This window comes from Sphingomonas gellani (assembly GCF_900110035.1).
Taxonomy (GTDB): domain Bacteria; phylum Pseudomonadota; class Alphaproteobacteria; order Sphingomonadales; family Sphingomonadaceae; genus Sphingomonas; species Sphingomonas gellani.
On sequence record NZ_FOCF01000002.1, the window covers coordinates 489745 to 514209 of the forward strand.

The following is a 24465-nucleotide window of genomic DNA, read 5'->3' on the forward strand; positions in this document are numbered from 1 at the left end:
CCATGTCGTGCCGAAGAGCCATCCCCGTTCGCTCTCCGCACCGGATCACGCCGCAAAGGACAGCGTCGTCGCGGCCCGCGCGCGGTCGCGGCCGGCCTCCTTCGCGGCATACAGCGCGCGGTCGGCATCACGGTACAACAGCTTCCAGTCCGCCTCGCGCAGCAGCGGCCCGGTGCAATGGCCGATGCTGGCCGTGACCGTCAGGTCGAACGGCATGCGCGCGACGCGCAGCGCGTCCAGCAGCCGTTCGGGATCGCAGGTGCGACCCGGCAAGCCGACGATCGCGAATTCCTCTCCGCCCAGTCTGGCGACCAGCGCACCCGGCTCGCTCGTCTCGCGCAGCACGCGGGCGACGATCCTCAACACCTCGTCGCCGGCGTCATGGCCGATCGTGTCATTGATCCGCTTGAAATGGTCGATGTCGATCAGCACCAGCCGCCGATCGCCCGGTAGGCCCACCGCCTCGCGCAGAAAGGCGCGGCGATTGAGCAGGCCGGTCAGCGGATCCGTATCGGCCAGCATGCGCGCGGCGATCTCCTTCTCGCGCGCCTCGTCACGCTCCCGACTGAGCAGGTGGATGCGATAAGCGATGGCCAGGCTGGACAACAGGCCCTCGCAGGTCATCGCCAGCATGGTCGAATTGTCGATCCAGAAGCTCCACCGCAACAGGCCGAACGCGGCTGCGACGCGCAAGGCGGTGAAGCCGATGGGCGCGCCCCAGGCAAAGGCGAACAGCCACAGGAAACGGCTGCGCTTCTGATATGCCTTGGCCAGCACGACGAACACGCCCACCAGCAACGCTGCGAAGGCGCAGGTGTACAGCCGGTCCAGCAAGCGCGCCTGCCACGGCGCCAGGACGGTGTAGGCGACGCATGTCGTGACCAGCGCGCCGATGATGCCGCGCGCCATCAGTCCGGTGCGACCGCCGAAGACCTCGGGCTCGAAGAAGCTGCGTGCGAACAGGAGCGCGGCGATCGCCGCTGCCCCCAGCGTGAGGCCGTTGATCCGCATCCGATCCGTGTTGACGATGTCCGGCCACAGCCAGGCCAGCAACCCGGATGACGACAGCGCATACAGCATCAACGCAGCCATCATCGCGCAATAGGTCAGCTGGAACCCGTGCTTCAGCGCGAACCACAGCGCCAGGTTCAGGATCAGCAGCGCCAGACCGATCCCCAGGAACCCGCAATAGGTTGCGGCCAGGATCAGGTTCGACGTCGCGCTTTCCCGTGCGGTTGCGATGGTGGGGGCCAGCACCACCGCGCGCGTGTTCACGGAAGCCTTCGTCCGCCATAATACCCGATCGACCGCGACCTTGCGAAACGGCAGCGCCACGTCGAAGATCGCGCCCGAGGCCAGCGTCCGGGACATGCCGCGGCCGTCCAGATCGACGCGTGCGATCACGCCGTCCGCATAATGCGCGAACACCGTGACCCGCTCCTGCCAGGCGCTGGCGAACCGTAGGTGCGCCGGCGCCGCCTGGCCGGCGCCGCGTGGCAGCTTGCCGGACAGCACGTCGAAATCGCCGCTGCCGAAATCCCGCTGCGGCGTGAGGCAATCGAAATGGCCGGGTCGCGACAGCAACGTACGGGCATCCAGCCGCACGTCCGCGCGCGCCACGCAGGCACCGATCGGCTGGCCCACGGCACCCGCCGGGATGCGGGCAACGGCCGGCTGCGCCAGACACGTGGCAGCCACCAGCAACCAGCACAGAAACCCGATCCACCGCCCCATGGGCGGGACACCTAAGGCGCGCCGGCAAAGGAGGCGTTAACGACAACCGCCGGCCAGGCAGAAGCCGGACCGGCGGTGTGATTTACATGTGCGTCACTTGCTCGGCGACGTTCGGGGGAGAGCGGCCGTGCGACCGCTCGCGTGTGCGCTTACTTCGCCTCGGCCGGCTCGGTCTTGCTGCCACCCTTCTTGCGCGGCTTCTTGGGCGCGGCGGGCTCGATCGCGAAGGACAGCGTGCCGTCCTTCATCTTCACCGTGACCTCGCCGCCATGGACCAGCTTGCCGAACAACAATTCCTCGGCCAGCGGCTGCTTGATCTTTTCCTGGATCAGGCGGCCCATCGGACGCGCGCCGTACAGACGGTCATAGCCCTTTTCGGTCAGCCACGTCTTGCTCTCCTCGTCCAGCTGGATGTGGACCTGACGATCGGCCAGCTGCAGTTCAAGCTGCAGGATGAACTTGTCCACCACCCGCGCGACGACTTCCGGCGGCAGGTATCCGAACGGCACGATGGCATCCAGACGGTTGCGGAATTCCGGCGAGAACATGCGTTGCACCGCCTGCTCGTCCTCACCCTCGCGGGTCAGGTTGCCGAAGCCGACCGTCTCGCGCGCCATGTCGGACGCGCCCGCATTGGTCGTCATGATCAGGATGACGTTGCGGAAATCGACGGTCTTGCCGTGCTGGTCGGTCAGGCGACCATTGTCCATGACCTGCAACAGGATGTTGAACAGGTCGGGATGCGCCTTCTCGATCTCGTCCAGCAACAGGACGCAGTGCGGATTCTGATCGACCGCATCGGTCAACAACCCGCCCTGGTCGAATCCGACATAGCCGGGAGGGGCGCCGATCAGACGGCTGACCGAGTGCCGCTCCATATATTCGCTCATGTCGAACCGCTGGAGCGGGATGCCCAGGATCGCGGACAGCTGCTTGGCCACCTCCGTCTTGCCGACGCCCGTCGGACCGGTGAACAGGTAGTTGCCGATCGGCTTTTCCGGATCGCGCAGCCCCGCACGGCTCAGCTTGATCGCGGACGCCAGCTTCTCGATCGCGGCGTTCTGACCGAACACCACCCGCTTCAGGTCGGTTTCCAGCGTCTCCAGCGCCTTCTTGTCGTCGGTGCTGACCGTCTTCGGCGGGATGCGCGCCATCGTCGCGATCACCGCCTCGATCTCCTTGGGCGTGATCGTCTTCTTCCGCTTGGCGGCGGGCACCAGCATCTGCATCGCGCCCACCTCGTCGATCACGTCGATCGCCTTGTCGGGCAGCTTGCGGTCGTTGATGTAGCGCGCGGACAGTTCCACCGCCGACTTGATCGCGTCGGGCGTGTACTTGACCGAGTGATGCTCCTCGAACGCGGAACGCAGCCCGGCGAGGATCTTGATCGTGTCCTCCACCGTCGGCTCGTTGACGTCGATCTTCTGGAACCGGCGTAGCAGCGCGCGGTCCTTTTCGAAGTGGTTGCGGAATTCCTTGTAGGTCGTCGACCCGATGCAGCGGATGGTGCCGCCCGACAAAGCGGGCTTCAGCAGGTTGGACGCGTCCATCGCCCCGCCGCTTGTCGCGCCGGCGCCGATCACCGTGTGGATCTCGTCGATGAACAGAACCGCGTGCGGCATCTTCTCCAGTTCGTTGACGACCGCCTTCAACCGCTCCTCGAAATCGCCGCGATAACGGGTTCCCGCGAGCAGGGCACCCATGTCGAGGCTGTAGATCACCGCCTCCTTCAGGACCTCCGGCACTTCGCCCTCGACGATCTTGCGCGCCAGACCCTCCGCGATCGCGGTCTTTCCGACGCCCGGATCGCCGACATAGAGCGGGTTGTTCTTGGACCGGCGGCACAGGATCTGGACCGTACGGTCGACCTCCGCGGAACGACCGATCAGGGGATCGACCTTGCCGATCTTCGCCTTCTCGTTCAGGTCGACGGTGAACTGCTTCAGCGCGGACTCGGCCTTGCCCTTTTCACCGGGCTTGGCGGGCTTTTCCTCCTCGGCACCCTTCGGCGTGGAGGCTTCGGGTGCGGACTGGCCGTTCTTGCCGACGCCGTGGCTGATGAAGCTGACCGCATCCAGACGGCTCATGTCCTGCTGCTGCAGAAAATACACTGCATAGCTTTCACGCTCGGAAAACAATGCGACCAGCACGTTCGCGCCCGTCACCTCGTCGCGGCCCGACGACTGCACGTGCAGGATCGCGCGCTGCACCACCCGCTGGAACCCGCTGGTGGGGGAGGGGTCGGTGGCGCTGGCGACCTTCAGCGCGTCGAGTTCGGTGTCCAGATAATGAGCAACCGTGGTCTTCAACTCGCCGACATCGACGTTGCACGCGTCCATCACCTTGGATGCGTGTTCGTCGTCGATCAGCGCCAGCAGCAGATGCTCCAGCGTGGCATATTCGTGGCGGCGCGAGGATGCGGCTTCGAGCGCCTTGTGCAGCGTAGTCTCGAGTGCGGGGGCGAAGGATGGCATGGATGGTAACTCCAGTCGGGCCGCTAGAACCGTGCGTTCCCGTTTCGACCTATGTCGTGATCGGGCAGCCACGCATCAAGCACCCGGGCGATGTTCCCTGCGTCCAACGGAACGCGGCGATCACGCCCGATGCCGGTCACCGGAATAGCGCGTCCGCGCTTGCACGATGGTTAACGGCGCGTTCGATCGTGGTGCGACAGCGTGCGATTTCGGCGTCCAGGGTGGCGATCCGCGCCTCCAGCTCCGCGACCGACAGCCGATCCAGATCCTGTCGTACCAGGTCGGCCAGGGCGTCGTTCGGCCGCGGGGGAGCGTCGTCGAAATCCATGGCACCAGCGTTGACCGCTCCGGCGGCGCTGTCAATAAGGGAGCGGTCAATAAGGACGCGCCCTTCCGGGCACCGGAGCCGTTTGCCGATGACCGCCATCCCCGCCACGATGCAGGCGATCGACCCCGACCAGCCCGGCGGGCCGGAGGTGCTCACGCTTGTCGAGCGTCCCGTGCCGCGCCCCGCCGCGGGCGAAGTGCTGATCCGCGTCGCCGCGGCCGGGGTAAACCGGCCCGATGTTCTTCAACGCCGGGGCAATTACCCGCCGCCGCCGGGCGCGCCCTCCATCCCGGGGCTGGAGGTCGCGGGAGAGGTGGTGGCGTTGGGGGAGGGTGCGCCGGAGACCCTGCTCGACCAACGGGTCTGCGCATTGCTCGCGGGCGGTGGCTATGCCGAATATGTCGCGGTGTCCGCCGCACAGTGCCTGCCGCTGCCCTCCGCGCTGTCGGATGTCGAAGGGGCCGCGTTGCCGGAGACGCTGTTCACCGTCTGGACCAATCTGTTCGAGCGGGCCTACGCGACCGATGGCGACACGGTGCTTGTCCATGGCGGCACCAGCGGCATCGGCACCATGGCGATCATGCTGTGCCGGCTGTTCGACATCACGATCATCGTCACCGCCGGCTCGGACGCGAAGTGCGAGGCGGCGCGGCGGATCGGCGCGCATCATGCGATCAACTACCGCACGGAGGATTTCGTCGACCGCGTGCGCGAAATCACCGGAGGGCGCGGCGTTCAGGCGGTGCTGGACATGGTCGGCGGCGATTATGTCCCGCGCAACCTCAAATGCCTGGATGAGGACGGGCGGCACGTCTCCATCGCGGTGCAGGGCGGCGCAACCGCGACCGTCCCGCTGTTCGACATCATGCGCCGCCGCTTGACCCTGACCGGCTCCACCCTTCGCCCTCGCGATTCCGCCTTCAAGGGCTTGGTGGCCGATGAGCTTCACCGGGCGGTCTGGCCGCATGTCGAGGCCGGGCGGCTGAAGCCGCTGATCGACGCCACGTTCCCGCTCGCCGCCGCCGCCGCCGCTCATGCGCGCATGGAGGCGGGGGATCATGTCGGGAAGATCGTGCTGACGATCGACTGACGTGGGGCAGCGGCCGCTGTCCTACACCCTGCTCATCGGGCATAGGGGCTGCCGCTCTTTCGCAACGCTGTCGCCGATCGTTTCCATTTGGAAACGATGAACGCGCATGGGTGCGCGTTCATTCGTCCACTTTCTCCACTTCACCTCATCGAGGGATGGCATCACTGCACCGTAGGCAGCGCCTTGCGGCAGTCTTCCAGGCACTCGCGACACATCGTCGCGCACAGCTTGCAATGCTCATGGTCGTGCCGGCCGCACTCCTCCGCGCACAGTTCGCAGGCGCGGATGCACGCTTCCATCTGCACGCGGAGCATGCCGATATCCTGGCCCGTACGCCGCACCATCAACCGAGACGCGGCCGTGCTCACGTCCGCACAATCGAGACAGGTGCGGATGCACTGGCGCATGTCCATGTCCTCGGCCAGGCACGCGTCGGCGCAGGACGTGCACATCAGCGCGCACCACATCGCGTGCCGCGCCGCCGTTGCCAGCGGCTCGTTGAAGTCGTCACCCACATCCGGGTGAAGCTGGATCATCTTGGCGATGGACATGGTGCGGTCTCCTTGAATTGGTGTCACAAACGCCCACGGCCGGCCGGTGTTGCGCGTCACCGTCTGCAAACAGGCGGCGACTTGCCTCTGGCCGCACCTTTGACTAAGTCTCCGCAATTCCAAGGCCGCTCCGTGAGGGGCGGCCGTTTCTGTATCGGACGGAGTTCATCCCGTGGCCCAGCCGCTCATGCCCCACGCGACCGCTTCCTGGATGGTCGACAACACATCGCTCTCGTTCGAGCAGATCGCGGAGTTTTGCGGGCTGCATATCCTGGAGGTGCAGGCGATCGCCGACGACACCGCCGCAACGAAGCTGACCGGCCGCGATCCGGTGCGCGCGCACGAAATCTCGCAGGAGGAGATCGATCGCGGGCAGGCCGATCCCGCTTACGCGCTGAAGATGAACAAGGGGCCGGAGCAGGTCCGCCGCACCAAGGGGCCGCGTTATACGCCGGTGTCCAAGCGGCAGGACAAGCCGGACGGTATCGCCTGGATCATCCGCAACCATCCGGAAATCGCGGATGGCGCGATCGGCAACCTGATCGGCACGACCCGCACGACCATCGCCGCGATCCGCGACCGCAGCCACTGGAACATCGCGAACATCACGCCCAAGGATCCGGTAACGCTCGGACTGACGACACAGCGCGAACTGGACGCTGCGGTTGCAAAGGCTGCAAAGGCGGCAGGTATCGAGAACCAGCAGACCGACACGCGTCTGGAAGGGGATCGTGAGGCCCTGATCGCCAGCCTGCGCGCCGAACGCGAAGCAGCGTCGCGCGACCCGGCTCAGGGTGGCAGCATCGAGGATCAGGCGCGCGCACTGTTCGACGACCCGTTCCGCCGCTGATTGGAGCTACGACCTGCGCCTGTGTGAAAACAGGCGCAGGTCGCGCGGGTCCGATTTCCAAGCTTGTAATAAGGTGATCCAGCGCTCCCCATTCTTAGAAAAGCAGAGCGCGCGCGAGGATTTGCGCCGGAACAAGCGTCGTTCCAGCGCTGCATAATTAACGCATGGACTTAAAGCGTCCGACTATCGGGCGAGCGATTTACTCCGGCAAGGCCAGCAACTTAGCCCGCTTTAGGCTGAAATGGTGATGGTTGCGCTCAGGAAAGCCGGGATCGGCCCGTTCCAGCCGCCGTCACCCTCAACCCCATCGATCGCAAACGCAGCATCCTCGCGGTCGCGACGGTCCCCGCCATGTCGCCCGCGGCGACCTGTCTCGGCGTCACCGCGCTGCTCCCCACGCTCTGGGCGCGGCTGAGCCGGTTTCGCATCTTCAAACGCGTTCCGCTCTGGCACGGCCCTATCGGGGCGGCTGCCGCGATCGTCACCGCCGCGTCCGCCACGGCGCCGGTCACCCCGCGCGCGGTCGCTCGACGACGTACGCGGCTCTTCCAGTTCCGCCGTTTCAGGCGAGGCGCTGAGTTCGAGCCGCTCGATCGTCTGGCCGGTCAGCTTTTCGATGTTGGCAACGTTCTCCGCATCCTCCGGGGTCACCAGCGTGTACGCGGTCCCGGTCGCGCCCGCACGGCCAGTGCGGCCGATCCGGTGGACGTAGTCGTCCGGATGCCATGGTGCGTCGAAGTTGAAGACGTGGCTGACGCCCTTCACGTCCAGCCCGCGTGCGGCGACGTCGCTGGCCACCAGGATGTTGATCTCGCCGCGCTTGAACAGGTCGAGCTCGGCCAAGCGCTGGGGCTGTTCCATGTCGCCGTGAATTTCGCCTGAGCGGAAGCCATGCTTCTTTAGGCTCTTGTTCAGTTCGCGGACGGTGGTCTTGCGGTTGCAGAAGATGATCGCGGTGCCGACATCATCGGTACGCAGAAGGCGGCGCAGGAGGTCGCGCTTCTTGAAGCCTTGCGCAGGGGCGGGCACCAGCATCTGCTTGATGTTGGTGTTCGTGGTAGCCGGGCGAGCCACCTCGATCGTCTTGGGATTGGTCAGGAACTTGTCCGCCAGCTTCTTGATCGGCGGCGGCATGGTGGCCGAAAACAGCAGCGTCTGGCGGTTGGCCGGCAGCTTGGTGCAGATTTCCTCAATGTCGGGGATGAACCCCATGTCGAGCATCCGGTCCGCCTCGTCGATCACCAGCAGCGAACAACCAGTCAGCAGGATGTTGCCGCGCCCGAACAGGTCCATGAGGCGGCCGGGGGTGGCGATCAGCACGTCCACGCCCTTCTCCAAGGCCTTCACCTGATCGCCCATCGATACACCGCCGATCAGCAACGCCATCGAAAGCTTGTGGTTCTTGCCGTATTTCTCGAAATTCTCCGCGACCTGTGCGGCGAGTTCGCGCGTCGGCTCCAGGATCAGGCTGCGCGGCATGCGCGCGCGGCTGCGGCCATGGGCCAGGATGTCGATCATCGGCAGTACGAAGCTGGCCGTCTTGCCCGTTCCGGTCTGGGCGATGCCGATCATGTCGCGCATCATCAGCACCGACGGGATCGCGCTGGCCTGAATCGGCGTCGGCTCACTGTAACCGGCGTCGGTCACTGCGGCCAGGAGTTCGTCGGAAAGGCCGAGATCGGCAAAGTTCATCAGGTTGTCCGGATAGATGGTACGGGCACGCATCCCGCGCCGGCGTTCCGCCGCTTGCGCAATCAGGCCGGATTGTCAAGAATTCAGCGCGAAACCCGCTCCGGCTTCAGCGTCCGGAACTTGGCGATGCCACAACTCGCCCCGGAGCGAAGCCGCAGGGAATCGCGATCGGCACAGACCTTTCCGTCCGCTGACGGCTTCAGGTAAAAGCCGGAATAGAAGTCCAGCGACCGACACCGTCCATCCAGCCGCGCGCGCACCCGTTCGCCCCCGTTCAGTACCAGGTCGACCGAGTCCGGCTCTGTGACCAGCGCACCCGCCAGGTCGCCGGCCACCACGCACTTCGGGCCACCCTTTTCCTTCCACCGCATGGGAGTGGGCAGGGCGGGGGCGGCGCGGGCAGTCATCCGAGGCACGCGCACGATGATGCGCTCGCGGATAGTCATCTGCGCCAGCTCCACCTCGCCCGGCCCATCGGACTGACCGGCGGCTGGCGCGGCAAGGGCGAACAGCATCGTTGGAAGAAGCAGGACTCGGCTCATGATATGCGTGTCGCTGAATAGGTGCGGTCGTTGAACAGGTGATGAACTCTGCCTAGGTCACTCGCATGACTCCCGCACAAGCCGACTTGATCCATGTCCTCCGACCGGTCCTGGGTGTCGGGGGAGTGGTCACCGAACCTGCCGATATCGAGCCGTGGTTGACCGACTGGCGTTGCCGCTTTCGGGGTGCCGCGCCGGCGCTCATCGCTCCCGACACGCGGGAAGGGGTGCAGGCCGTTGTCCAGGCCGCCGCAGAGAGGCACGTGCCACTGGTGCCGCAGGGTGGCAATACCTCCATGGTGGGCGGCGCGACGCCGCCAGAGGACGGCAGTGCCCTGATCCTGTCGACGCGGCGGCTGAACCGGCTGAGGTCGCTGGATGCCGGGGGGGGGCTGGCGGTGGCCGAAGCGGGCGTGATCCTGACGGACCTGCACACCGCGGCGCTGCTTGCGGGACGTCGTTTCCCGCTGACGCTTGGCGCCAGGGGCAGCGCCACGATCGGTGGGCTGGTGTCCACCAATGCCGGCGGGACGCAGGTGCTGCGCTTCGGCACGATGCGCGGCCTGGTCGCGGGGGTGGAGGCGGTACTACCCGACGGCACCATCCATGACGGACTCGCGCCGCTGAAAAAGGACAATCGCGGATACGACATCGGCCAGTTGCTGATCGGGGCGGAGGGCACGTTGGGGATCGTCACCGCCGCGACACTGCGGCTGGTTCCCGCGATTGCGGAGCGAGCGGTCGCCTGGGCCGGGGTGACCAGCCCGCATCAGGGTCTGGCCCTGCTTCGCAGTTTGCAGGCGGCGACGGACTCGATCGAGAGCTTCGAGATCATGCCGGCCGAGACTTTGTCCGCGGCGCTGGCCCATCTCCCCGGAGCCCGATCACCCCTGGCTGGCGAACATCGCTGGCACCTGCTGATCGAAGCTGTGTCGACCGATCCGGCGGCGGTTTCTCCGTCTGTTCTGCTACAGGGGCTGTTGGGCACGGCGCTAGACGACGGACAGATCGAGGATGCGGTCATTGCCCAGAGCGAGGCGCAGGCGGAGGCGTTCTGGCGCTTGCGGGACTCGCTCTCAGATGCGGAGCGCGCGACCGGGCCGGCGGTGCAGCACGACATTGCCGTTCCGGTGGATGCGATGCCGGACTTCATGATCGAGGCGGCCAGGCACGTGGAGGCGCGCTTTCCCGGAACCCGCGCGAGCGGCTTCGGTCATCTGGGCGACGGCAACATCCATTTCCACGTGCGCGCGCCCGCGGGCGCCGAGCGCCAGGCGTGGCAGGCGGCGGAGGGCCCGCCGATCAGCCGCTACGTCCACGATCTTGTGGTCGCGGCCGGCGGCACGATTTCCGCCGAGCACGGCATTGGCCAAATGAAGCGTGACGAACTGGCGCGCGTGTCGCCGCCGGGCCGGATCGCCGCATTGCGCGCCATCAAACAGGCGTTTGACCCAGATTGGCTGTTCAACCCCGGAAAGCTCGTGGCGCTTGCACCCGTTCGTCCCAGGTCATAAGCCCCGCGCACGTGGCGGGGGGTCCGCCAGACGCGTTTTCGACGGAGTTCCGCCATGGCCAGCGCGCCGCAGCAGCAGTCGCTTCCCTTGTTCTACAACGGCCTGGAGCCGCTTTCGAGCGAACTTCACGCAAACTACAAGATCCAGCCGCAGGAGACTGCGCCGTTCCTCGCCAACCAGCACGCCATCCCGGTGACGGTTGACGAGTTCGCGCTGATCCAGCGCTTCATGCCGATCGTGTTCTCGTCCGGCGACGACTCCGTGCCGCTCGCGCTGATGGGAATGAACGAGGGCGTGAACGTCTTCGTCGGTGACAATGGCGAGTTGCTGGAGCCCAACATCTATGTGCCGGCGTACGTTCGCCGCTATCCGTACATGCTGGCTCGCCTGCGCCCGGATGCGCAGGAGCTGTCGCTGTGCTTCGACCCGACATCGCCGTCCTTGGGCGAGTTCGATGACGGCCAGGCCCTGTTCGAGGACGGCCAGCCGACCGAGGTGACGCGCGGCATCCTGGCGTTCGCCGAATCGTTCGAACAGGCGGGCGCCCGCACTCAGCAATTCATGGCCGAACTGCGCGAGATGGACCTGCTGATGGACGGCGAGATGTCGATCCAGCCTGAGGGCGCGACTCAGCCCTTTATCTATCGCGGGTTCCAGATGGTGAACGAGGAAAAGCTGAACGACCTGCGCGGCGATCAGCTGCGCAAGATGATGAAGTCGGGCATGCTGCCGCTGCTGCACGCCCACCTGTTCTCCCTGTCGCTGATGCGCGACGTGTTCGGCCGCCAGTTGCAGCAGGGCAAGGCGCCGCAGCCTGAATTCGTCAACTGATCGAGGGGAAAACAAAAGAAAGGGGAAAATTGCTATCGCCCTCTTGAACAAATTGGCGGGCGGGCCATTTATGCACTGTACGTTGTCGTGTTTCCCCCCTTTCGCGACATCGTGCGACACGTCCTTGGACGTGTCTCCTCCCTGAACCTTGGCCACCTCGTGCACCAGCACGGGGTGGTTTTTTTATTCCGCCGCTGCCGCAAGCCGGCCCGACAGAGCCTCATCCGCAAGTGCGTCCGCGATCGCACGGACCAGTATGATCGCCTTGGCAACGCCGGCTCCCGGCTGATCGAGCGCGGAATCGAGGTAGAGTTTCCGGTCGAGTTCCACCTGGAGTGCGTGCACGCCTCGGGACGGGTTCCCGTGGCGGTTCAGGATGTGGGCGCCCGCATAAGGCGCGTTGATCGCGGCGCGCAAGCCCGCCTGAGCGCATATCCGCTCCGTCCGGGCGACGAACCTTGCGCCACATGCCCGTCCGTATCGATCGCCTAGTACGACTTGGGGCCCGGCCGGCAGCAGGGGGGGCATCGAATGCAGGTCCAGCAGAACCGCTATCCCCCAACGCTCGCGGGCAGCGGCCAACAGCCGGCCGAGTTCGACATGGTATGGCCGGTGCACCTCCGCGATCCGCTTCCGTATCTCCGCGTCGGTGAAGCGCCGGCGCCAGATATCGGCGGTCTGGCCGGCCCGGCGAGGGACAAGGCCCAGGCCACTTCTCAGCTTCATCGACTGCTCGGATCTCCGGCCGGGCACGGCGCCTGCATCGACGCGGGGATCGCGCTCCGCCTCGTCGCGGTTCAGGTCTATCCAGGCCCGCGGGACGCGCTGGAGCAGCATGGTGCGCAAACCCCGCGCCGGAATCGCGACCGCGTCCAGATGGCGATCCTCCAGAACCGTGAGCGCCCCCAGCGGCACCGCCAGCAGGTTTTGCAACTCCGACGAATAATTCCGTCCGGCGTGCGGGACCGACATCACCACGGGACTGTCGGGACTCTCCGGCCCCAGGCGCTCAAAGGCGGGTTGCGTCATCGCCGATCACGCTAGGCGCCCGCGCAGTCGCCCGCAACGAGGGCTGGAAATCTTAACCGCTGCCGGGCTACTGTTCGACCTCACCAACAAGGCATATGCGATGATACGAATCCTGCTGGCCGAGGACGATCAGGTCATGCGTGAGTATCTGGCTCGGGCGCTGGAAAGGTCCGGCTATGCCGTTTCCGCGGTTGATCGCGGCACGGCCGCTCTGCCCTTGCTTAACAGCGAGCGGTTCGACCTGTTGCTCACCGACATCGTCATGCCGGAAATGGACGGCATTGAGCTGGCGCAAAAGGCGGCCGACATCGCGCCGGACATGCGGGTCATGTTCATTACTGGCTTTGCCGCCGTGACGTTGAAGGCCGGAAAGGCCGTGCCGCACGCCCGCGTGCTGTCCAAACCGTTTCACCTGCGCGACCTGGTAATGGAGGTCGACCGCATGTTCGAGGTGGGGACCGCGACGGGATTGTGATTTTTTGAACACGCCGCTTGCCACCGCCGTTGGTCGCGGCTAGACGCGCCCTCCTGGCGGGCGTGTAGCTCAGTGGTAGAGCACTGTGTTGACATCGCAGGGGTCGCAAGTTCAATCCTTGCCACGCCCACCACTTGAACCCCACCATCCCAACGGGCTGGTGGGGTTTCGCATTTTTTCGCCTTAGCCGGTCTATGTGGTCCGGCTGTTTAGGGCGGCAGTCGGTCCGCCAGTAAGCTGCCTGACATCGGCATCGATTGCCGTGGCGCGCACCCGAGCGACGAAGGCGGCCAGCTCATCGCTCTGCATTCGGACAGAACGACGCTGAAATCTGCTGAGGCAACGTGCCAGCGCACTAGATTCACGGGTTTGGTTCCTGGCATCCCGGCGTGCGTTGCCACCAGTGCCTTTAGACCGGTTCCGGAGAGTGCACCATGTCAGTCGAGACGCTGAGTGGATTGGTGGAGGCTTTCCCCGCGAGAGAAGCTTTTTGATGGCGTCACGCCGATCCAGCGACTGCACCGCCTCGAGGCCGTGTTGGGCGAGAAGTCAGGGGTGCGCGCCTGTTCGTAAAGCGCGATGACCTGATGGGCATGGCGGCGGCGGCAACAGGCTGCGCAGGCTCGGATGCCTGCTGGGTGATGCCCGCGCCAGCGGGTGCGCAATCCAACCACGCACGTTTGAGCGCGGCGACAGCCGCTCGATCAGGGCTGTCATGCGAATTGGTGCTGACCGACGGCGTTCCGCTGCACGAGCCTGAGTACCGACGGAACGGCAACCTGGTGTTTGACGATCTGTTAGGAGCCACGGTGCACCGACTCTCGGGCGATGCTGATCCGATCGCCTTCGCACGGCACCGGGCCGACGAACTAAAGCGTGGTGGCCGGCGCGCGTTCGTGGTGGGTGCAGGCGGATCTACCCCGCTGGGGTGCCTGGGCTATGTTGCTTGCGCGGCCGAGCTGCTGCGACTGGAACGGATGATGGGCCTGCGTGTCGGTTCGATCGTTACCCCCAACGGCAGTTCGGGAACGCATGCTGGTCTGGTCGCAGGGCTGATAGCGGCGGGTGACACCGCATCGGGCACGCGATCCTTTGCCGTCATGGGTCCGGCTGAGGATGCCGAATGCGTGACGTGACGGCTCGCGACAGGCGCGCTGCAATTAAGCCGACCGGGCGCGAGGGATCGGCTCAAGACGGAGGAGGTACAGGTCGACGGCAGCCAGCTCGGCGATAGCTATGGCTATGGCCCGCCATGCCTGGCCATGCACAAGGCGATACGGCTGATGGCGACGAGTGAGGGCCTGTTGCTCGACCCGGTGTATAGCGGGAACGCCTTTGCGGGCTTTCTGGCCGGCATAGAGAGTAGACAATGGCGTGATCGGGCTGTGCTGCTCCTGGTGACCGGCGGGGTTCCGGGCCTGTTCGCCTATGCCTCGGAGTTCCTGTCTCGCTGAACCGGTAGGGTGAGGACGACGCGGAGCCCGCCGGTGCGTGCCGACCGGGCCAGCGAGAGTGACCCGCCGTTCAGCTCCGCCAACTCGCGTGCGATCGGAAGGCCGAAACCGTGGCCGTCGCCACGCTCGTCCAGCCTGCGCCCGGCGACAAGGGCTTCGGCCACGGCCTCGTCGGTCAGGCCGGGTCCATCATCCTCCAAGACGACCTCTACCCCCGCGCCGGTGCGTGAGGCGGACACGTTTACTGCCGAGGAGGCGTGCTTCCACGCATTGTCCAGGAGGTTGCCGAGCATCTCGTCCAGATCCTGGGGGTCGGCGGCGACGGACAGGTTGGGTGCGACGTCTACGGCGGCGGTCAAGGGTCGGTCCGCATGGATGCCGCGCATGACCGTCACGAGATCACCGATGGCCGTGGCGAGGGGAGTGGACGCGCGCTGAGGGCCGCCCGGCGCGGCCGCCCGCGCGCGGCCGAGATGGTGGCGGATGCGGCCGTCGATGTCGGCGACCATGGCGCGCAGGCCGCCGTCCGGATCATGTTTTTGTTCCTCCAGCCGCACGGCCAAGGCAGCGAGGGGGGTCTTCAGCCCGTGAGCCAGATTGGCGACATGGCGGCGTGCCTGGGCCAATTGCGCCTCGTTCTGGTCGATCAAGGCGTTCAGGTCGGCGACCAGAGGCACCAGCTCCGCCGGCTGGTCGGCAGGAACATGACGGCGACGCCCCGTGCGCACTTCACCGAGTGCGATGCGCAGGGTCCGCAACGGTCGCAAGCCAAGGCGCAGCTGTGCCCAGACGGCAAGCGCCAGCGCAACGCCCAGAACGGCAAGCGACCCGAACAAGGGCGCCATCGCATCCCGCAACGGCGCGAGAACCACCTGGCGGGGGCCGCTGACCATGATGCGGATCGGCCCTGCCTCAGACGGGATCACCTGTTCCAGCATGTGAACGGGCTCGCCATCGGCCGTCAGGGCGTCTGCCGGCCTTCCTCCCGCCATGCCGGGAGGAGGCGGTTCCGGGGATGTCGAGCCCGGCTTTGGCAGCGGCGGGGTTTTCGGGGGCGGTCCTGCTTCGGGCCCCGGCGGCGGGAGGGAAGCGCCGTCGAAAGCGTCGCCTTCGGTCCACCGTCCGCCGGGGCCGGTGACCTGCCAGCCCCAGCCCTGGCCCGGTTTGGCAAAGCCGGGCAGATCGACGACGCGCGCCCGGTCGAGCGTACCGTCGGGACGGATGGCGCGGACCAGCATCGTCGCCTCCGCCTCCAGCTGCTGGTCGAGACCGCGCATCACGACGCGTTCCAGGATGTGCCCGATTGCAAAGGCGGCAAATACCAGCGCCGCCACTGTGGTCAGCGTCGATATGGCGAGCAGGCGCCCGGCCAGCGAGCGCGGGACCATCCTCATGCCGCGCCGGCCGTGATGCGATAGCCGCGGCCGCGCACCGTATCGATCATGTCCGCCCCGATCTTCTTGCGTAGACGCCCGACGATCACTTCGACCGAGTTCGAGTCGACATCCGCATCCCCCTCGTACACCCGCTCGATCAGTTCGGCGCGGTCGACCACGACCTCCGGCCGCAGCATCAGGACCGACAGTACGCGCCATTCGAACGCGGTGAGCTTTACCGGCAGGCCATGAAGCTCGAACGTACCCAGTTGCGCGTCGAAGGTGAGGGGACCACAGCTGATGACGGCGGACGCATGGCCGGCCGAACGTCGGATCAGCGCGCGCAGCCGCATCACCAGTTCCTCCACGCGGAAGGGTTTCAGCAGGTAATCGTCGGCGCCTGCCTTGAACCCGGCAACCTTGTCCGACCAGCCGTCGCGCGCCGTCAGGATCAGCACCGGCATCGACCGTCCCTCCGCACGCCATTCGCGCAGCACCGTCACGCCGTCCTTCTTGGGCAGGCCCAGGTCCAGCACCGCCGCATCATAGCGTTCGGTCGACCCCAGATGCGCGCCGTCCTCGCCATTGGTGGCAAGGTCGACCGCGAAGGCTTGGGTACGCAGCGCGCGGGCGACGCCCTCCGCCAGGGTCGGATCGTCTTCCACCAACAGGATGCGCATTGACCGTTTCCTCCAACCGCGACCTATCGCTTCCAGCCAAACGGGAACTGAACGGCGTGGTTCAGCGTGGCGGGGGCGACGATTCGTAAAAGGGCGACATCGTTCACGAAGGAGAAGCGAAATGCCCGATCATGTTGAACCCCGCACCGGCCTGCACCGGTTCCGCCGCAGCCGTCTGGCCCTGTTCGGGGCGGGACTGGTGGCGCTGGGCGGCGTCACCGGCGCGGTGGTGACGGCGCAGACCCGGCCGTCCGCCACCATGGCGCCGGCCACCCCGGTCCCCATCCGCTCCATGTCCAGCGGCAGCATCGTCACCATCCGGGGCACGGTCGCGGAGGTGTACGGCAACAAATTCACGATGCAGGATGCCAGTGGCCGTGCCCTCGTCGATACGGGGCCTGAGGGTGACAACCGGACCCTCGTCACCGCCGGACAGCCCGTGACCGTACAGGGCCATTTCGATAACGGCGTGATGCACGGCGACTTCCTAGTCGGCCGTGACGGCAAGGTCGTGGCGCTGGCTCCGCTCGGGCCGCCTCCGGGTGGCCCGCGTCCGGGTCCCGACCGCGGGCCGTGCGCCCCGCCGCCCCCTCCGCCGGGCGCACAGCCGATGGGTGCCGGTGCTCCCGTGCCGCCGCCGGTTGCACCGCCGGCACCAGGCGCCACGGCTGCTCCGCCGGCGGCTCCCAACGCGGGCTGATCCGGTCTTGGGGTGGGCCTCGGTCCACCCCGAACCTTGATCGTGATCGTATCGCTGAACCTAGAGCGGCCAGAACAGTTGCGTCGATCGGATCAGGGCTGGCGGTATGGGTCATTAAGGGGATGATGGCGGTGAGGGGGAAGGTTTGCCGATGGTGACTGTCGCCACGGGCGGCATATGGGTGATCTGCGCCATGGCCACGGCGGGCGTCGTCGCGCGACCGTTCCGTTGGCCCGAGGCCGTTTGGGCGCTCGGCGGCGCGATCCTGTTGCTGCTGCTCGGCCTGCTGCCCTTTGACTCGGCCATGTCGGCCGTCGGCCGGGGTACGGACGTCTACCTGTTCCTGATCGGCATGATGTTGCTGAGCGAGGTCGCGCGCGAACACGGTCTGTTCGACTGGGTGGCGGCGACCGCGGCGCTGCACGCGCGCGGGTCTTCGCCTCGATTGTTCGCGCTGGTCTACGCCACGGGCATCGTCACCACGACATTCCTGTCCAACGATGCGACCGCCGTCGTGCTGACACCGGCAGTCTATGCGGCTGTGCGGAGGGCGAAGGCGGAACCGCTGCCGCTGCTCTTCGCCTGCGCCCTGATCGCAAACGCGGCCAGTTTCGTGCTGCCGATCTCCAATCCGGCGAACCTGGTTCTTTATGGCGGGCACATGCCGCCGCTCGGCCAATGGTTCGCGTCGTTCGCCCTTCCTTCCGCCGCCGCGATCGGGGTGACCTTTGTCGGGCTGCGCTGGGTGGAGCGGCATCGGATCGCCGGGTCGTGCGCCAGCCATGTGGAGCGAGAGCCCTTGTCGCGGGGCGGCCGGATCGCGCTGGCCGGGCTGGTCGCGACGGCGGCCCTGCTGCTGGGCGTGTCGGCGGCGGATATCGAGCTGGGACTCCCCACTGCCCTCGCCGGAATCGCGACCATGATGCTGGTGTCCGCATTGACGCGGACGTCGCCGCTTACTGCCATCAGATCCGTCTCGTGGAGCGTCCTACCCCTCGTTGCGGGCCTGTTCATGCTGGTCGCGGCGCTGGAGCAGACAGGCGTCGTGACCCGCATCGCCGATGCGCTGAGTGCCGCGTCGCGCGATCCGGAATGGGCATCCGCCGTCGCCGGCAGCGTGCTGGCGATCGCCTCCAACGCGGTCAACAACCTGCCTGCGGGCCTGGTCGCCAGCCTGGCGGTCACACAGGCGCATCCGCCGCAGCTGGTGGTCGACGGTCTGTTGATCGGCGTCGACCTGGGTCCAAATCTGTCGATTACCGGCAGCTTGGCGACCATCCTCTGGTTGCAGGCGATCCGACGCGAGGGCGAGGATGTCGGCTTCTGGGACTTTCTCAAAGTGGGGGCGGTGACGATGCCGCCCGCGCTTATCGCCGCGCTGGGTGCGCGGCTCCTTGTCGGCTGAAAAGGACTGTGACGATGGCGACCGCTGCGATCCCGTTCGAGCATGCCCCGAAAAAGGGTCCGGAACCCGGCCGCGTGCTGGATACACTGAACTTCTTCCTGGCTGATGTCCGCGACGGCTTGGGACCGTATCTCGCCATCTATCTGATCGCGGTGCGGGGACCGTCGCATGGGTGGAACGAGGCCACGGTCGGCACCATACTGACCATCGCCGGCATCGTCGGTCTGCTGTGTCAGACGCCGGCAGGGTCCTTGATCGATCGCATCACCAACAAGCCGCGCATGGTCATGGCCGCCGCGCTGCTGGTCACGCTGAGCAGCGTGTCGCTGCCGCTGGTTTCCGGCTTCGCCATGGTCGCGATCACGCAGTCGGTCGCCGCGGCGGCCGGTGCCGTGTTCGCGCCGGCGATCTCCGCGACCACGCTGGGGCTTGTGGGGCAGAAGGCATTCGCCAAACGGGTCGGGCGCAACGAGGCGTTCAACCATGCCGGCAACGCCGTCTCCGCCGCCTTGGCGGGGGCGCTCGCGTGGAAGTTCGGACCGGTCGTGGTGTTCTGGCTGATGGCCGCGTTGACCGTGGCGAGCATCGTCACCGTGTCTCGCATCCGCAACGACGATATCGACAACGATGTCGCGCGCGGGCTGGACTGTGCACCGGAGGACGGGTGCGAACAGCCGAGCGCCTGGCGATGCCTGGTGGAGAACCGGCCGCTGCTGGTGTTCGCGGTGATCGCCTTCACCTTCCACCTCGCCAATGCCGCCATGCTGACCTCGGTCGGGCAGTTGCTCGCCAAGACGGTGGGCAAGGATCAGGCGACGTCGATGATGGCGGCGTGCATCGTCGCGGGCCAGCTGGTCATGGTGCCGGTCGCGGCACTGGTCGGTCGCAACGCCGATCGCTGGGGCACGAAGCCGATCTTCTTGGTCGGCTTCGGCTTCCTGGCCGCTCGGGGCGCTCTCTACACCTTGTCGAACGACCCGTGGTGGCTGGTCGGGGTGCAGGCGCTGGACGGGGTGGGCGCAGGCATATTCGGCGCGCTGTTCCCCGTGGTCATCGCCGACCTGACTCATGGCTCTGGCCGCTTCAACGTCAGTCAGGGAGCGGTCGCGACGGTGCAGGGGCTGGGCGCGGCCCTGTCCGCCAGCCTGAGTGGCGCGATCATCGTCGCGGCGGGCTACGACGTCAGCTTCCTGACGCTCGCCGCCATCGCTGCCCTCGGCTTCGTATTGTACTTCGCCATGATGCCGGAGACCAAGCGCTGAGTTGTTGTAAGTCGGATCAATTGTATGATTATTCGTTGGCTTGCGCCCCACGGGGCTGTACACGTGCCGCGAGCCGGTTGAGCCGCGGAGGGTGCGTCGGCGGGTATGGGAGAGCGAAATGCGGCAGGATGCTGGGTCGGGAGTGGGTGTCGCATGAGCCAGGAGACGCAAGCCGTGCAGACGCGCCGCAGCCGCGCATGGTTCAACAATCCCGACAACGCCGACATGACGGCGCTGTATGTCGAACGTTACCTGAACTTCGGCCTCAGCCTTGAGGAAATTCAGGGCGGCCGGCCCATCATCGGCATCGCTCAGTCCGGCAGCGACCTGGTGCCGTGCAACCGCCATCACCTGGTCTTGGCCGAGCGGGTAAAGGCCGGCATCATCGAGGCCGGCGGCATCCCGCTGGAGTTCCCGACCCATCCGCTTCAGGAAACCGGCAAGCGGCCGACGGCGGGGCTGGACCGCAACCTGGCCTATCTGGGTCTGGTGGAGGTGCTATACGGCTATCCGCTCGACGGCGTGGTGCTGACCATCGGCTGCGACAAGACGACTCCGGCCGCGCTGATGGCAGCGGCGACGGTGAACATCCCGGCGATCGCGCTGTCGGTCGGCCCCATGCTGAACGGCTGGTACAAGGGGGAGCGGACCGGGTCCGGCACCATCGTGTGGCGCGCGCGTCAGATGCTGGCGGCGGGCGAGATCGATTATGCCGGGTTCGTGAAGCTGGTGGCGAGTTCCGCGCCGTCGACCGGCTATTGCAACACCATGGGCACCGCGACCACGATGAACTCGCTGGCCGAGGCGCTGGGCATGTCGCTGCCCGGATCGGCGGCGATCCCCGCGCCGTATCGCGACCGGCAGGAGGTGGCGTGGGAAACCGGCCGCCGCATCGTCGAGATGGTGGAGGCCGACCGCAAGCCGTCCGATGTGCTGACCCGATCCGCGTTCCTGAACGCGATCCGCGTCAACTCCGCGATCGGCGGATCGACCAACGCGCCGATCCACCTGAACGCCATCGCGCGGCACGTCGGGGTCGAACTCGGCCTGTCCGATTGGGAGGAGCATGGCGCGGACGTGCCGCTGCTCGTCAACCTGCAGCCGGCGGGCGAGTATCTGGGCGAGGATTACTACCGCGCTGGCGGCGTGCCCGCGGTGATGGGCGAGTTGCACCGGGCGGGTCTGCTCCACGGCGATGCGCTTACCGTCAACGGCCGCACGGTGGCGGAGAATATCGGCGACGCGCAAATCGAGGACGAAAAGGTGATCCGCCCCTTCGACCGGCCGTTGAAGGAAGCGGCTGGGCTGACCGTCCTGTCGGGCAATCTGTTCGACGGCGCGGTCATGAAGCTGTCGGTGATCTCCGACGAGTTCCGCGAACGGTACCTGTCCGACCCGGCCTCTCCCGGTGCGTTCGAGGCGAAGGTGGTCGTGTTCGACGGGCCCGAGGATTATCACCATCGGATCGACGATCCGGAACTCGGCATCGACGATCGCACCATCCTGGTGATCCGCGGCGCCGGTCCGGTCGGCTATCCAGGTGGCGCGGAGGTGGTCAACATGCGCCCGCCCGCCGCGCTGATCCGGTCGGGCGTGCACGCGCTGCCATGCATCGGCGATGGTCGCCAGTCGGGTACGTCGGGCAGTCCCTCGATCCTCAACGCCAGCCCGGAGGCCGCGGTCGGCGGAGGCTTGGCGCTGCTGCGCACGGGTGATCGTGTGCGCGTGGATCTGAACAGCCGCCGGGTGGACATGCTGGTGGAGGCGGACGAGATCGAGCGGCGGAGCGGCGAACTGCGCATCATCGAGGGCGAACTCTATCCCACGTCGCAGACCCCCTGGCAGGAGATCCAGCGTTCGATCGTCGGCCAGTTCGATACCGGCGCGGTGCTGGAGCCGGCGGTGAAGTACCAGCGTATCGCGCAGACCCGCGGCCTGCCGCGCGACAGCCATTGATGGGCGATGTCCGCGCCATCGTGCGTGATCGTCGCGATCGGTTGGGCGAGGGGTTGCTGTGGTCGTCGCGACAGAACGCCGTGTTCTGGGTCGATATCCTTGGCCGCCGTCTCAATCGCCTGTCGCTCGACTCCGGTGATGTCGACGGCTGGGACATGCCCGACGTGATCGGCTGGGTGATCGAGCGGGAAGCGGGAGAGGGGCTGATCGCCGGCATCGGCCGCAGCTTCGCGCGCCTGTCGCTGGACCCCGTCACCGTGGACGTCATCGTCGCGCCTGAGGCGACGATCGAGGGCAATCGCTTCAACGATGCCAAGGCGGACGCGGCCGGGCGCATCTGGGCCGGGTCGATGCCGTTCAACTGCGACGTGCCCACGGGCAGCTTCTACCGGCTCGACCCGGACGGCACGGCGACGCAGGTCGATTCAGGCTATACCATCGCGAACGGGCCCGCGATGCCGCCGAGCGGCGATTTCCTGCTGCACACCGACACTGCGCGAGACACCATCTACCGCTATCCGGTCCATGATGACGGCTCGTTGGGCGAGAGGCGCGCCTTTATCGAATTCGAGGAGGGCTGGGGTAGCCCAGACGGCATGACCTTTGACGCAGAGGGTGGCTTGTGGGTCGCGTGCTGGGGCGCATCGTGCGTCACCCGCTTCGATCCGGAGGGCCGACTGGACCGGCGTATCGCCTTGCCGGCGAGCCAGATCACCAACTGCACCTTTGCCGGCGAACGGCTGGACCGGATGTTCGTCACATCTGCGTCCGATGGGGTGGACGAGGCGCAGGGCGGATGCCTGTTCGAGGTGGACCCGGGTTGCCGCGGGCTGGCGCCGCACCGCTACGCCGGCTGAGCCGGACACAAGACAAGACATGGAGAGGACATGATGGCCATACCGATCGCGATCGTCGGCGTCGGAAAGATCGCGCGCGACCAGCACCTGCCGACTCTCGCGGCAAGCAATCGATGGCGGCTGGCCGGCGTGGTATCGCGGCACGCCGACGACCTGGACGTGTCCGCGCATCCGACGCTGACCGCGCTGAAGGCGGCGGTGCCTGAACTGGCGGCTGTGTCGATCTGCACGCCGCCGATCGGCCGCACCGACGTGATCCGCGAGGCGCTGGAACTTGGCCTCGACGTCATGGTAGAAAAGCCCCCCGCCGCGACGATCAGCGAGGCGGAGCGGTTTGCGTCGCTGGCGCGGGACGCGGGGCGTAGCCTGTTCCTGACCTGGCACTCGCGCGAGGCGAGCGGTGTCGCTCCGCTCAGCGCCTGGCTGAATGGTCGGACGATCAACCGCGTCGCGATCGAGTGGATGGAGGACGTGCGCGTCTGGCATCCGGGGCAGGAATGGATCTGGGAGCCGGGGATCGGCGTCTTCGATCCCGGCATCAACGCGCTGTCGATCCTGACCCGTTTGCTCGGACCAGTTTCGATGACCGGCGCGACGTTGCGCTTTCCGGCCAACAAGGCGTCGCCGATCGCGGCCAGCCTGGCCATGGAAGGCGGTGCGGGCGAGCTGGTGTCGGCGGAGTTCTCCTTCGACCAGCGCGGTCCGCAGACCTGGACCATGACGCTGGACACTGATGGTGGCCAAGCCACGCTGCTGGACGGCGGCGGTCGGCTGGAGATCAACGGCAGTCCTGTCGATGTGCCCGAGGGCACGGAATATGGTCGGTTGTACGATCGGTTCGCGGAACTGGTCGGCAAGGGTGAGATCGATGCGGACCTGGCGCCGTTCCGCCTTGTCACTGATGCCTTCCTGATCGGCCGGCGGGAGCAGGTCGACGCGTTCTCGTGGTCCGACTGATCCAGGCTGCCTAGCGCCTGAGGGCTGGCGCTAAGGGGAACTACGCATGGCCGCGCCCTGAAGGCGGGGCCTAGGACCCACCTCCTGACGGGGTGGGTCCAACCATGCACTACCAAACGCTTTTTCAGGACGCGGTCGACCGGCTGCACGCCGAGGGTCGGTATCGCGTGTTCATCGACATCCTGCGCAACAAGGGGATGTTCCCGAACGCGCGGTGCTTTGCGGGGCATAACGGGCCCAAGCCGATCACGGTGTGGTGTTCCAACGACTATCTGGCGATGGGACAGCATCCCAAGGTGATCGCCGCGATGGAGGAAGCGCTGCACGATGTCGGCGCAGGGTCGGGCGGCACGCGCAACATCGGCGGCAACACGCATTACCATATCGACCTGGAAGGCGAGCTGGCCGACCTGCACGGCAAGGAAGGCGCGCTGCTGTTCACCAGCGGCTATGTGTCGAACGAGGCGACACTGTCGACGCTGGCGCGGGTGCTGCCGGGGTGCATCATCTTTTCGGACGAGCTGAACCACGCCTCGATGATCGCAGGGATCCGCAACTCGGGCTGCGAGAAGCGGGTGTTCCGGCACAACGACCTGGACCATCTGGAGGAACTGCTCAGCGCGGCCGATCCGGCGGCGCCCAAGCTGATCGCGTTCGAGAGCGTGTATTCGATGGACGGCGACATCGCGCCGATCGCGGCGATCTGCG

Annotated in this window: 23 protein-coding genes and 1 tRNA gene; 15 read left to right on the plus strand and 9 right to left on the minus strand. The window is 66.6% G+C overall.

What is annotated here, in order from left to right; all coding sequences use genetic code 11:
- Positions 1–45 precede the first annotated feature (45 nt).
- The 3 genes from BMX37_RS06630 to BMX37_RS06640 form a co-directional block, all read right to left on the minus strand.
- Positions 46–1734 (minus strand): GGDEF domain-containing protein, encoded by a 1689-nt coding sequence (locus tag BMX37_RS06630; protein ID WP_093664719.1) that lies wholly within the window; start codon positions 1732–1734, stop codon positions 46–48.
- A 149-nt stretch (positions 1735–1883) separates the two neighbouring features.
- Positions 1884–4208, minus strand: coding sequence for an ATP-dependent Clp protease ATP-binding subunit ClpA (clpA, locus tag BMX37_RS06635; protein ID WP_093664721.1), 2325 nt, complete (start codon positions 4206–4208; stop codon positions 1884–1886).
- A gap of 136 nt (positions 4209–4344) precedes the next feature.
- Complete coding sequence (locus BMX37_RS06640) at positions 4345–4536, minus strand: DUF1192 domain-containing protein (protein WP_093664723.1); 192 nt, start codon at positions 4534–4536, stop codon at positions 4345–4347.
- Between the two features lie 88 nt (positions 4537–4624).
- On the opposite strand from BMX37_RS06640, the gene BMX37_RS06645 reads away from it, so the two are divergent.
- Entirely contained in the window at positions 4625–5626 is a 1002-nt protein-coding gene (locus BMX37_RS06645) for an NAD(P)H-quinone oxidoreductase (RefSeq protein ID WP_170841869.1), read from the plus strand.
- A gap of 161 nt (positions 5627–5787) precedes the next feature.
- Here BMX37_RS06645 and BMX37_RS06650 read toward each other — a convergent pair whose 3' ends face one another.
- The gene (locus BMX37_RS06650) at positions 5788–6177 is read right to left on the minus strand and encodes a four-helix bundle copper-binding protein (RefSeq protein WP_093664725.1); all 390 of its coding nucleotides are present in this window, start codon (positions 6175–6177) and stop codon (positions 5788–5790) included.
- A 172-nt stretch (positions 6178–6349) separates the two neighbouring features.
- Between BMX37_RS06650 and BMX37_RS06655 the strand changes: the two genes are divergently transcribed.
- Positions 6350–7027 (plus strand): DUF1013 domain-containing protein, encoded by a 678-nt coding sequence (locus BMX37_RS06655; protein WP_093664727.1) that lies wholly within the window; start codon positions 6350–6352, stop codon positions 7025–7027.
- A gap of 231 nt (positions 7028–7258) precedes the next feature.
- Here the strand turns inward: BMX37_RS06655 and BMX37_RS06660 are convergent, their stop codons facing one another.
- Entirely contained in the window at positions 7259–8719 is a 1461-nt protein-coding gene (locus tag BMX37_RS06660) for a DEAD/DEAH box helicase (protein WP_093664855.1), read from the minus strand.
- An 83-nt stretch (positions 8720–8802) separates the two neighbouring features.
- On the minus strand, positions 8803–9261 hold the full coding sequence (locus tag BMX37_RS06665; RefSeq protein ID WP_093664729.1) for a hypothetical protein: 459 nt from the start codon (positions 9259–9261) through the stop codon (positions 8803–8805).
- 65 nt (positions 9262–9326) lie between these two features.
- Between BMX37_RS06665 and BMX37_RS06670 the strand changes: the two genes are divergently transcribed.
- Together BMX37_RS06670 and BMX37_RS06675 are read left to right on the plus strand one after the other, a co-directional pair.
- A complete protein-coding gene (locus BMX37_RS06670; protein ID WP_093664730.1) occupies positions 9327–10775 on the plus strand; it encodes an FAD-binding oxidoreductase in 1449 nt (482 codons plus the stop codon).
- 54 nt (positions 10776–10829) lie between these two features.
- Positions 10830–11606, plus strand: a complete 777-nt coding sequence (locus tag BMX37_RS06675) for a SapC family protein (RefSeq protein WP_093664731.1) — start codon at positions 10830–10832, stop codon at positions 11604–11606.
- Between the two features lie 183 nt (positions 11607–11789).
- Here BMX37_RS06675 and BMX37_RS06680 read toward each other — a convergent pair whose 3' ends face one another.
- Positions 11790–12635 carry an N-formylglutamate amidohydrolase gene (locus tag BMX37_RS06680; RefSeq protein WP_093664732.1) on the minus strand — a complete coding sequence of 282 codons (846 nt, stop codon included), beginning with the start codon at positions 12633–12635 and terminating at the stop codon, positions 11790–11792.
- A gap of 100 nt (positions 12636–12735) precedes the next feature.
- Between BMX37_RS06680 and cpdR the strand changes: the two genes are divergently transcribed.
- From cpdR to BMX37_RS18995, 4 genes are all read left to right on the plus strand, one after another.
- Positions 12736–13110, plus strand: coding sequence for a cell cycle two-component system response regulator CpdR (cpdR, locus tag BMX37_RS06685; protein ID WP_093664733.1), 375 nt, complete (start codon positions 12736–12738; stop codon positions 13108–13110).
- A 58-nt stretch (positions 13111–13168) separates the two neighbouring features.
- Positions 13169–13243, plus strand: a tRNA-Val gene (locus BMX37_RS06690).
- 508 nt (positions 13244–13751) lie between these two features.
- Positions 13752–14246, plus strand: coding sequence for a pyridoxal-phosphate dependent enzyme (locus tag BMX37_RS18990; protein WP_244501433.1), 495 nt, complete (start codon positions 13752–13754; stop codon positions 14244–14246).
- Between the two features lie 147 nt (positions 14247–14393).
- Positions 14394–14564, plus strand: a complete 171-nt coding sequence (locus tag BMX37_RS18995; protein ID WP_212611402.1) for a hypothetical protein — start codon at positions 14394–14396, stop codon at positions 14562–14564.
- On the opposite strand, the gene BMX37_RS06700 is transcribed toward BMX37_RS18995, so the two are convergent.
- Both BMX37_RS06700 and BMX37_RS06705 read right to left on the minus strand, forming a co-directional pair.
- Positions 14537–15958: a sensor histidine kinase gene (locus BMX37_RS06700; RefSeq protein ID WP_093664735.1), complete on the minus strand. Its 1422-nt coding sequence runs from the start codon at positions 15956–15958 to the stop codon at positions 14537–14539. The two genes, BMX37_RS18995 and BMX37_RS06700, sit on opposite strands and share 28 nt — an antisense overlap.
- Positions 15955–16620: a response regulator gene (locus tag BMX37_RS06705; protein ID WP_093664737.1), complete on the minus strand. Its 666-nt coding sequence runs from the start codon at positions 16618–16620 to the stop codon at positions 15955–15957. Before BMX37_RS06705 ends, BMX37_RS06700 begins: the two co-directional genes overlap by 4 nt.
- 121 nt (positions 16621–16741) lie before the next feature.
- Here BMX37_RS06705 and BMX37_RS06710 point away from each other — a divergent pair, with 121 nt between their 5' ends.
- The 7 genes from BMX37_RS06710 to BMX37_RS06740 all read left to right on the plus strand — a co-directional run.
- Entirely contained in the window at positions 16742–17320 is a 579-nt protein-coding gene (locus BMX37_RS06710; RefSeq protein ID WP_093664739.1) for a hypothetical protein, read from the plus strand.
- Between the two features lie 154 nt (positions 17321–17474).
- Positions 17475–18725 carry an arsenic transporter gene (locus BMX37_RS06715; protein ID WP_093664857.1) on the plus strand — a complete coding sequence of 417 codons (1251 nt, stop codon included), beginning with the start codon at positions 17475–17477 and terminating at the stop codon, positions 18723–18725.
- Positions 18726–18739: 14 nt separating this feature from the next.
- Positions 18740–19987 (plus strand): MFS transporter, encoded by a 1248-nt coding sequence (locus BMX37_RS06720; protein WP_093664741.1) that lies wholly within the window; start codon positions 18740–18742, stop codon positions 19985–19987.
- A gap of 153 nt (positions 19988–20140) precedes the next feature.
- Complete coding sequence (locus BMX37_RS06725) at positions 20141–21943, plus strand: IlvD/Edd family dehydratase (RefSeq protein WP_093664742.1); 1803 nt, start codon at positions 20141–20143, stop codon at positions 21941–21943.
- Positions 21943–22800 carry an SMP-30/gluconolactonase/LRE family protein gene (locus BMX37_RS06730; RefSeq protein WP_093664744.1) on the plus strand — a complete coding sequence of 286 codons (858 nt, stop codon included), beginning with the start codon at positions 21943–21945 and terminating at the stop codon, positions 22798–22800. The genes BMX37_RS06725 and BMX37_RS06730 overlap by 1 nt, the downstream gene beginning before the upstream one ends.
- Before the next feature lie 30 nt (positions 22801–22830).
- Complete coding sequence (locus BMX37_RS06735; RefSeq protein ID WP_093664746.1) at positions 22831–23757, plus strand: Gfo/Idh/MocA family protein; 927 nt, start codon at positions 22831–22833, stop codon at positions 23755–23757.
- A gap of 104 nt (positions 23758–23861) precedes the next feature.
- The coding region (locus BMX37_RS06740; protein ID WP_139198042.1) for an aminotransferase class I/II-fold pyridoxal phosphate-dependent enzyme at positions 23862–24465 on the plus strand (604 nt) is incomplete at its 3' end.

Bases quoted from the DNA above. Each gene is read 5' to 3' on its own strand.
- BMX37_RS06630 (WP_093664719.1), bottom strand. From the start codon at position 1,734: ATGGGGCGGTGGATCGGGTTTCTGTGCTGGTTGCTGGTGGCTGCCACG.
- clpA (WP_093664721.1), bottom strand. From the start codon at position 4,208: ATGCCATCCTTCGCCCCCGCACTCGAGACTACGCTGCACAAGGCGCTC.
- BMX37_RS06640 (WP_093664723.1), bottom strand. From the start codon at position 4,536: ATGGATTTCGACGACGCTCCCCCGCGGCCGAACGACGCCCTGGCCGAC.
- BMX37_RS06645 (WP_170841869.1), top strand. From the start codon at position 4,625: ATGACCGCCATCCCCGCCACGATGCAGGCGATCGACCCCGACCAGCCC.
- BMX37_RS06650 (WP_093664725.1), bottom strand. From the start codon at position 6,177: ATGTCCATCGCCAAGATGATCCAGCTTCACCCGGATGTGGGTGACGAC.
- BMX37_RS06660 (WP_093664855.1), bottom strand. From the start codon at position 8,719: ATGAACTTTGCCGATCTCGGCCTTTCCGACGAACTCCTGGCCGCAGTG.
- BMX37_RS06665 (WP_093664729.1), bottom strand. From the start codon at position 9,261: ATGAGCCGAGTCCTGCTTCTTCCAACGATGCTGTTCGCCCTTGCCGCG.
- BMX37_RS06670 (WP_093664730.1), top strand. From the start codon at position 9,327: ATGACTCCCGCACAAGCCGACTTGATCCATGTCCTCCGACCGGTCCTG.
- BMX37_RS06675 (WP_093664731.1), top strand. From the start codon at position 10,830: ATGGCCAGCGCGCCGCAGCAGCAGTCGCTTCCCTTGTTCTACAACGGC.
- BMX37_RS06680 (WP_093664732.1), bottom strand. From the start codon at position 12,635: ATGACGCAACCCGCCTTTGAGCGCCTGGGGCCGGAGAGTCCCGACAGT.
- cpdR (WP_093664733.1), top strand. From the start codon at position 12,736: ATGATACGAATCCTGCTGGCCGAGGACGATCAGGTCATGCGTGAGTAT.
- BMX37_RS18990 (WP_244501433.1), top strand. From the start codon at position 13,752: ATGCCCGCGCCAGCGGGTGCGCAATCCAACCACGCACGTTTGAGCGCG.
- BMX37_RS18995 (WP_212611402.1), top strand. From the start codon at position 14,394: ATGGCGACGAGTGAGGGCCTGTTGCTCGACCCGGTGTATAGCGGGAAC.
- BMX37_RS06700 (WP_093664735.1), bottom strand. From the start codon at position 15,958: ATGAGGATGGTCCCGCGCTCGCTGGCCGGGCGCCTGCTCGCCATATCG.
- BMX37_RS06705 (WP_093664737.1), bottom strand. From the start codon at position 16,620: ATGCGCATCCTGTTGGTGGAAGACGATCCGACCCTGGCGGAGGGCGTC.
- BMX37_RS06710 (WP_093664739.1), top strand. From the start codon at position 16,742: ATGCCCGATCATGTTGAACCCCGCACCGGCCTGCACCGGTTCCGCCGC.
- BMX37_RS06720 (WP_093664741.1), top strand. From the start codon at position 18,740: ATGGCGACCGCTGCGATCCCGTTCGAGCATGCCCCGAAAAAGGGTCCG.
- BMX37_RS06725 (WP_093664742.1), top strand. From the start codon at position 20,141: ATGAGCCAGGAGACGCAAGCCGTGCAGACGCGCCGCAGCCGCGCATGG.
- BMX37_RS06730 (WP_093664744.1), top strand. From the start codon at position 21,943: ATGGGCGATGTCCGCGCCATCGTGCGTGATCGTCGCGATCGGTTGGGC.
- BMX37_RS06735 (WP_093664746.1), top strand. From the start codon at position 22,831: ATGATGGCCATACCGATCGCGATCGTCGGCGTCGGAAAGATCGCGCGC.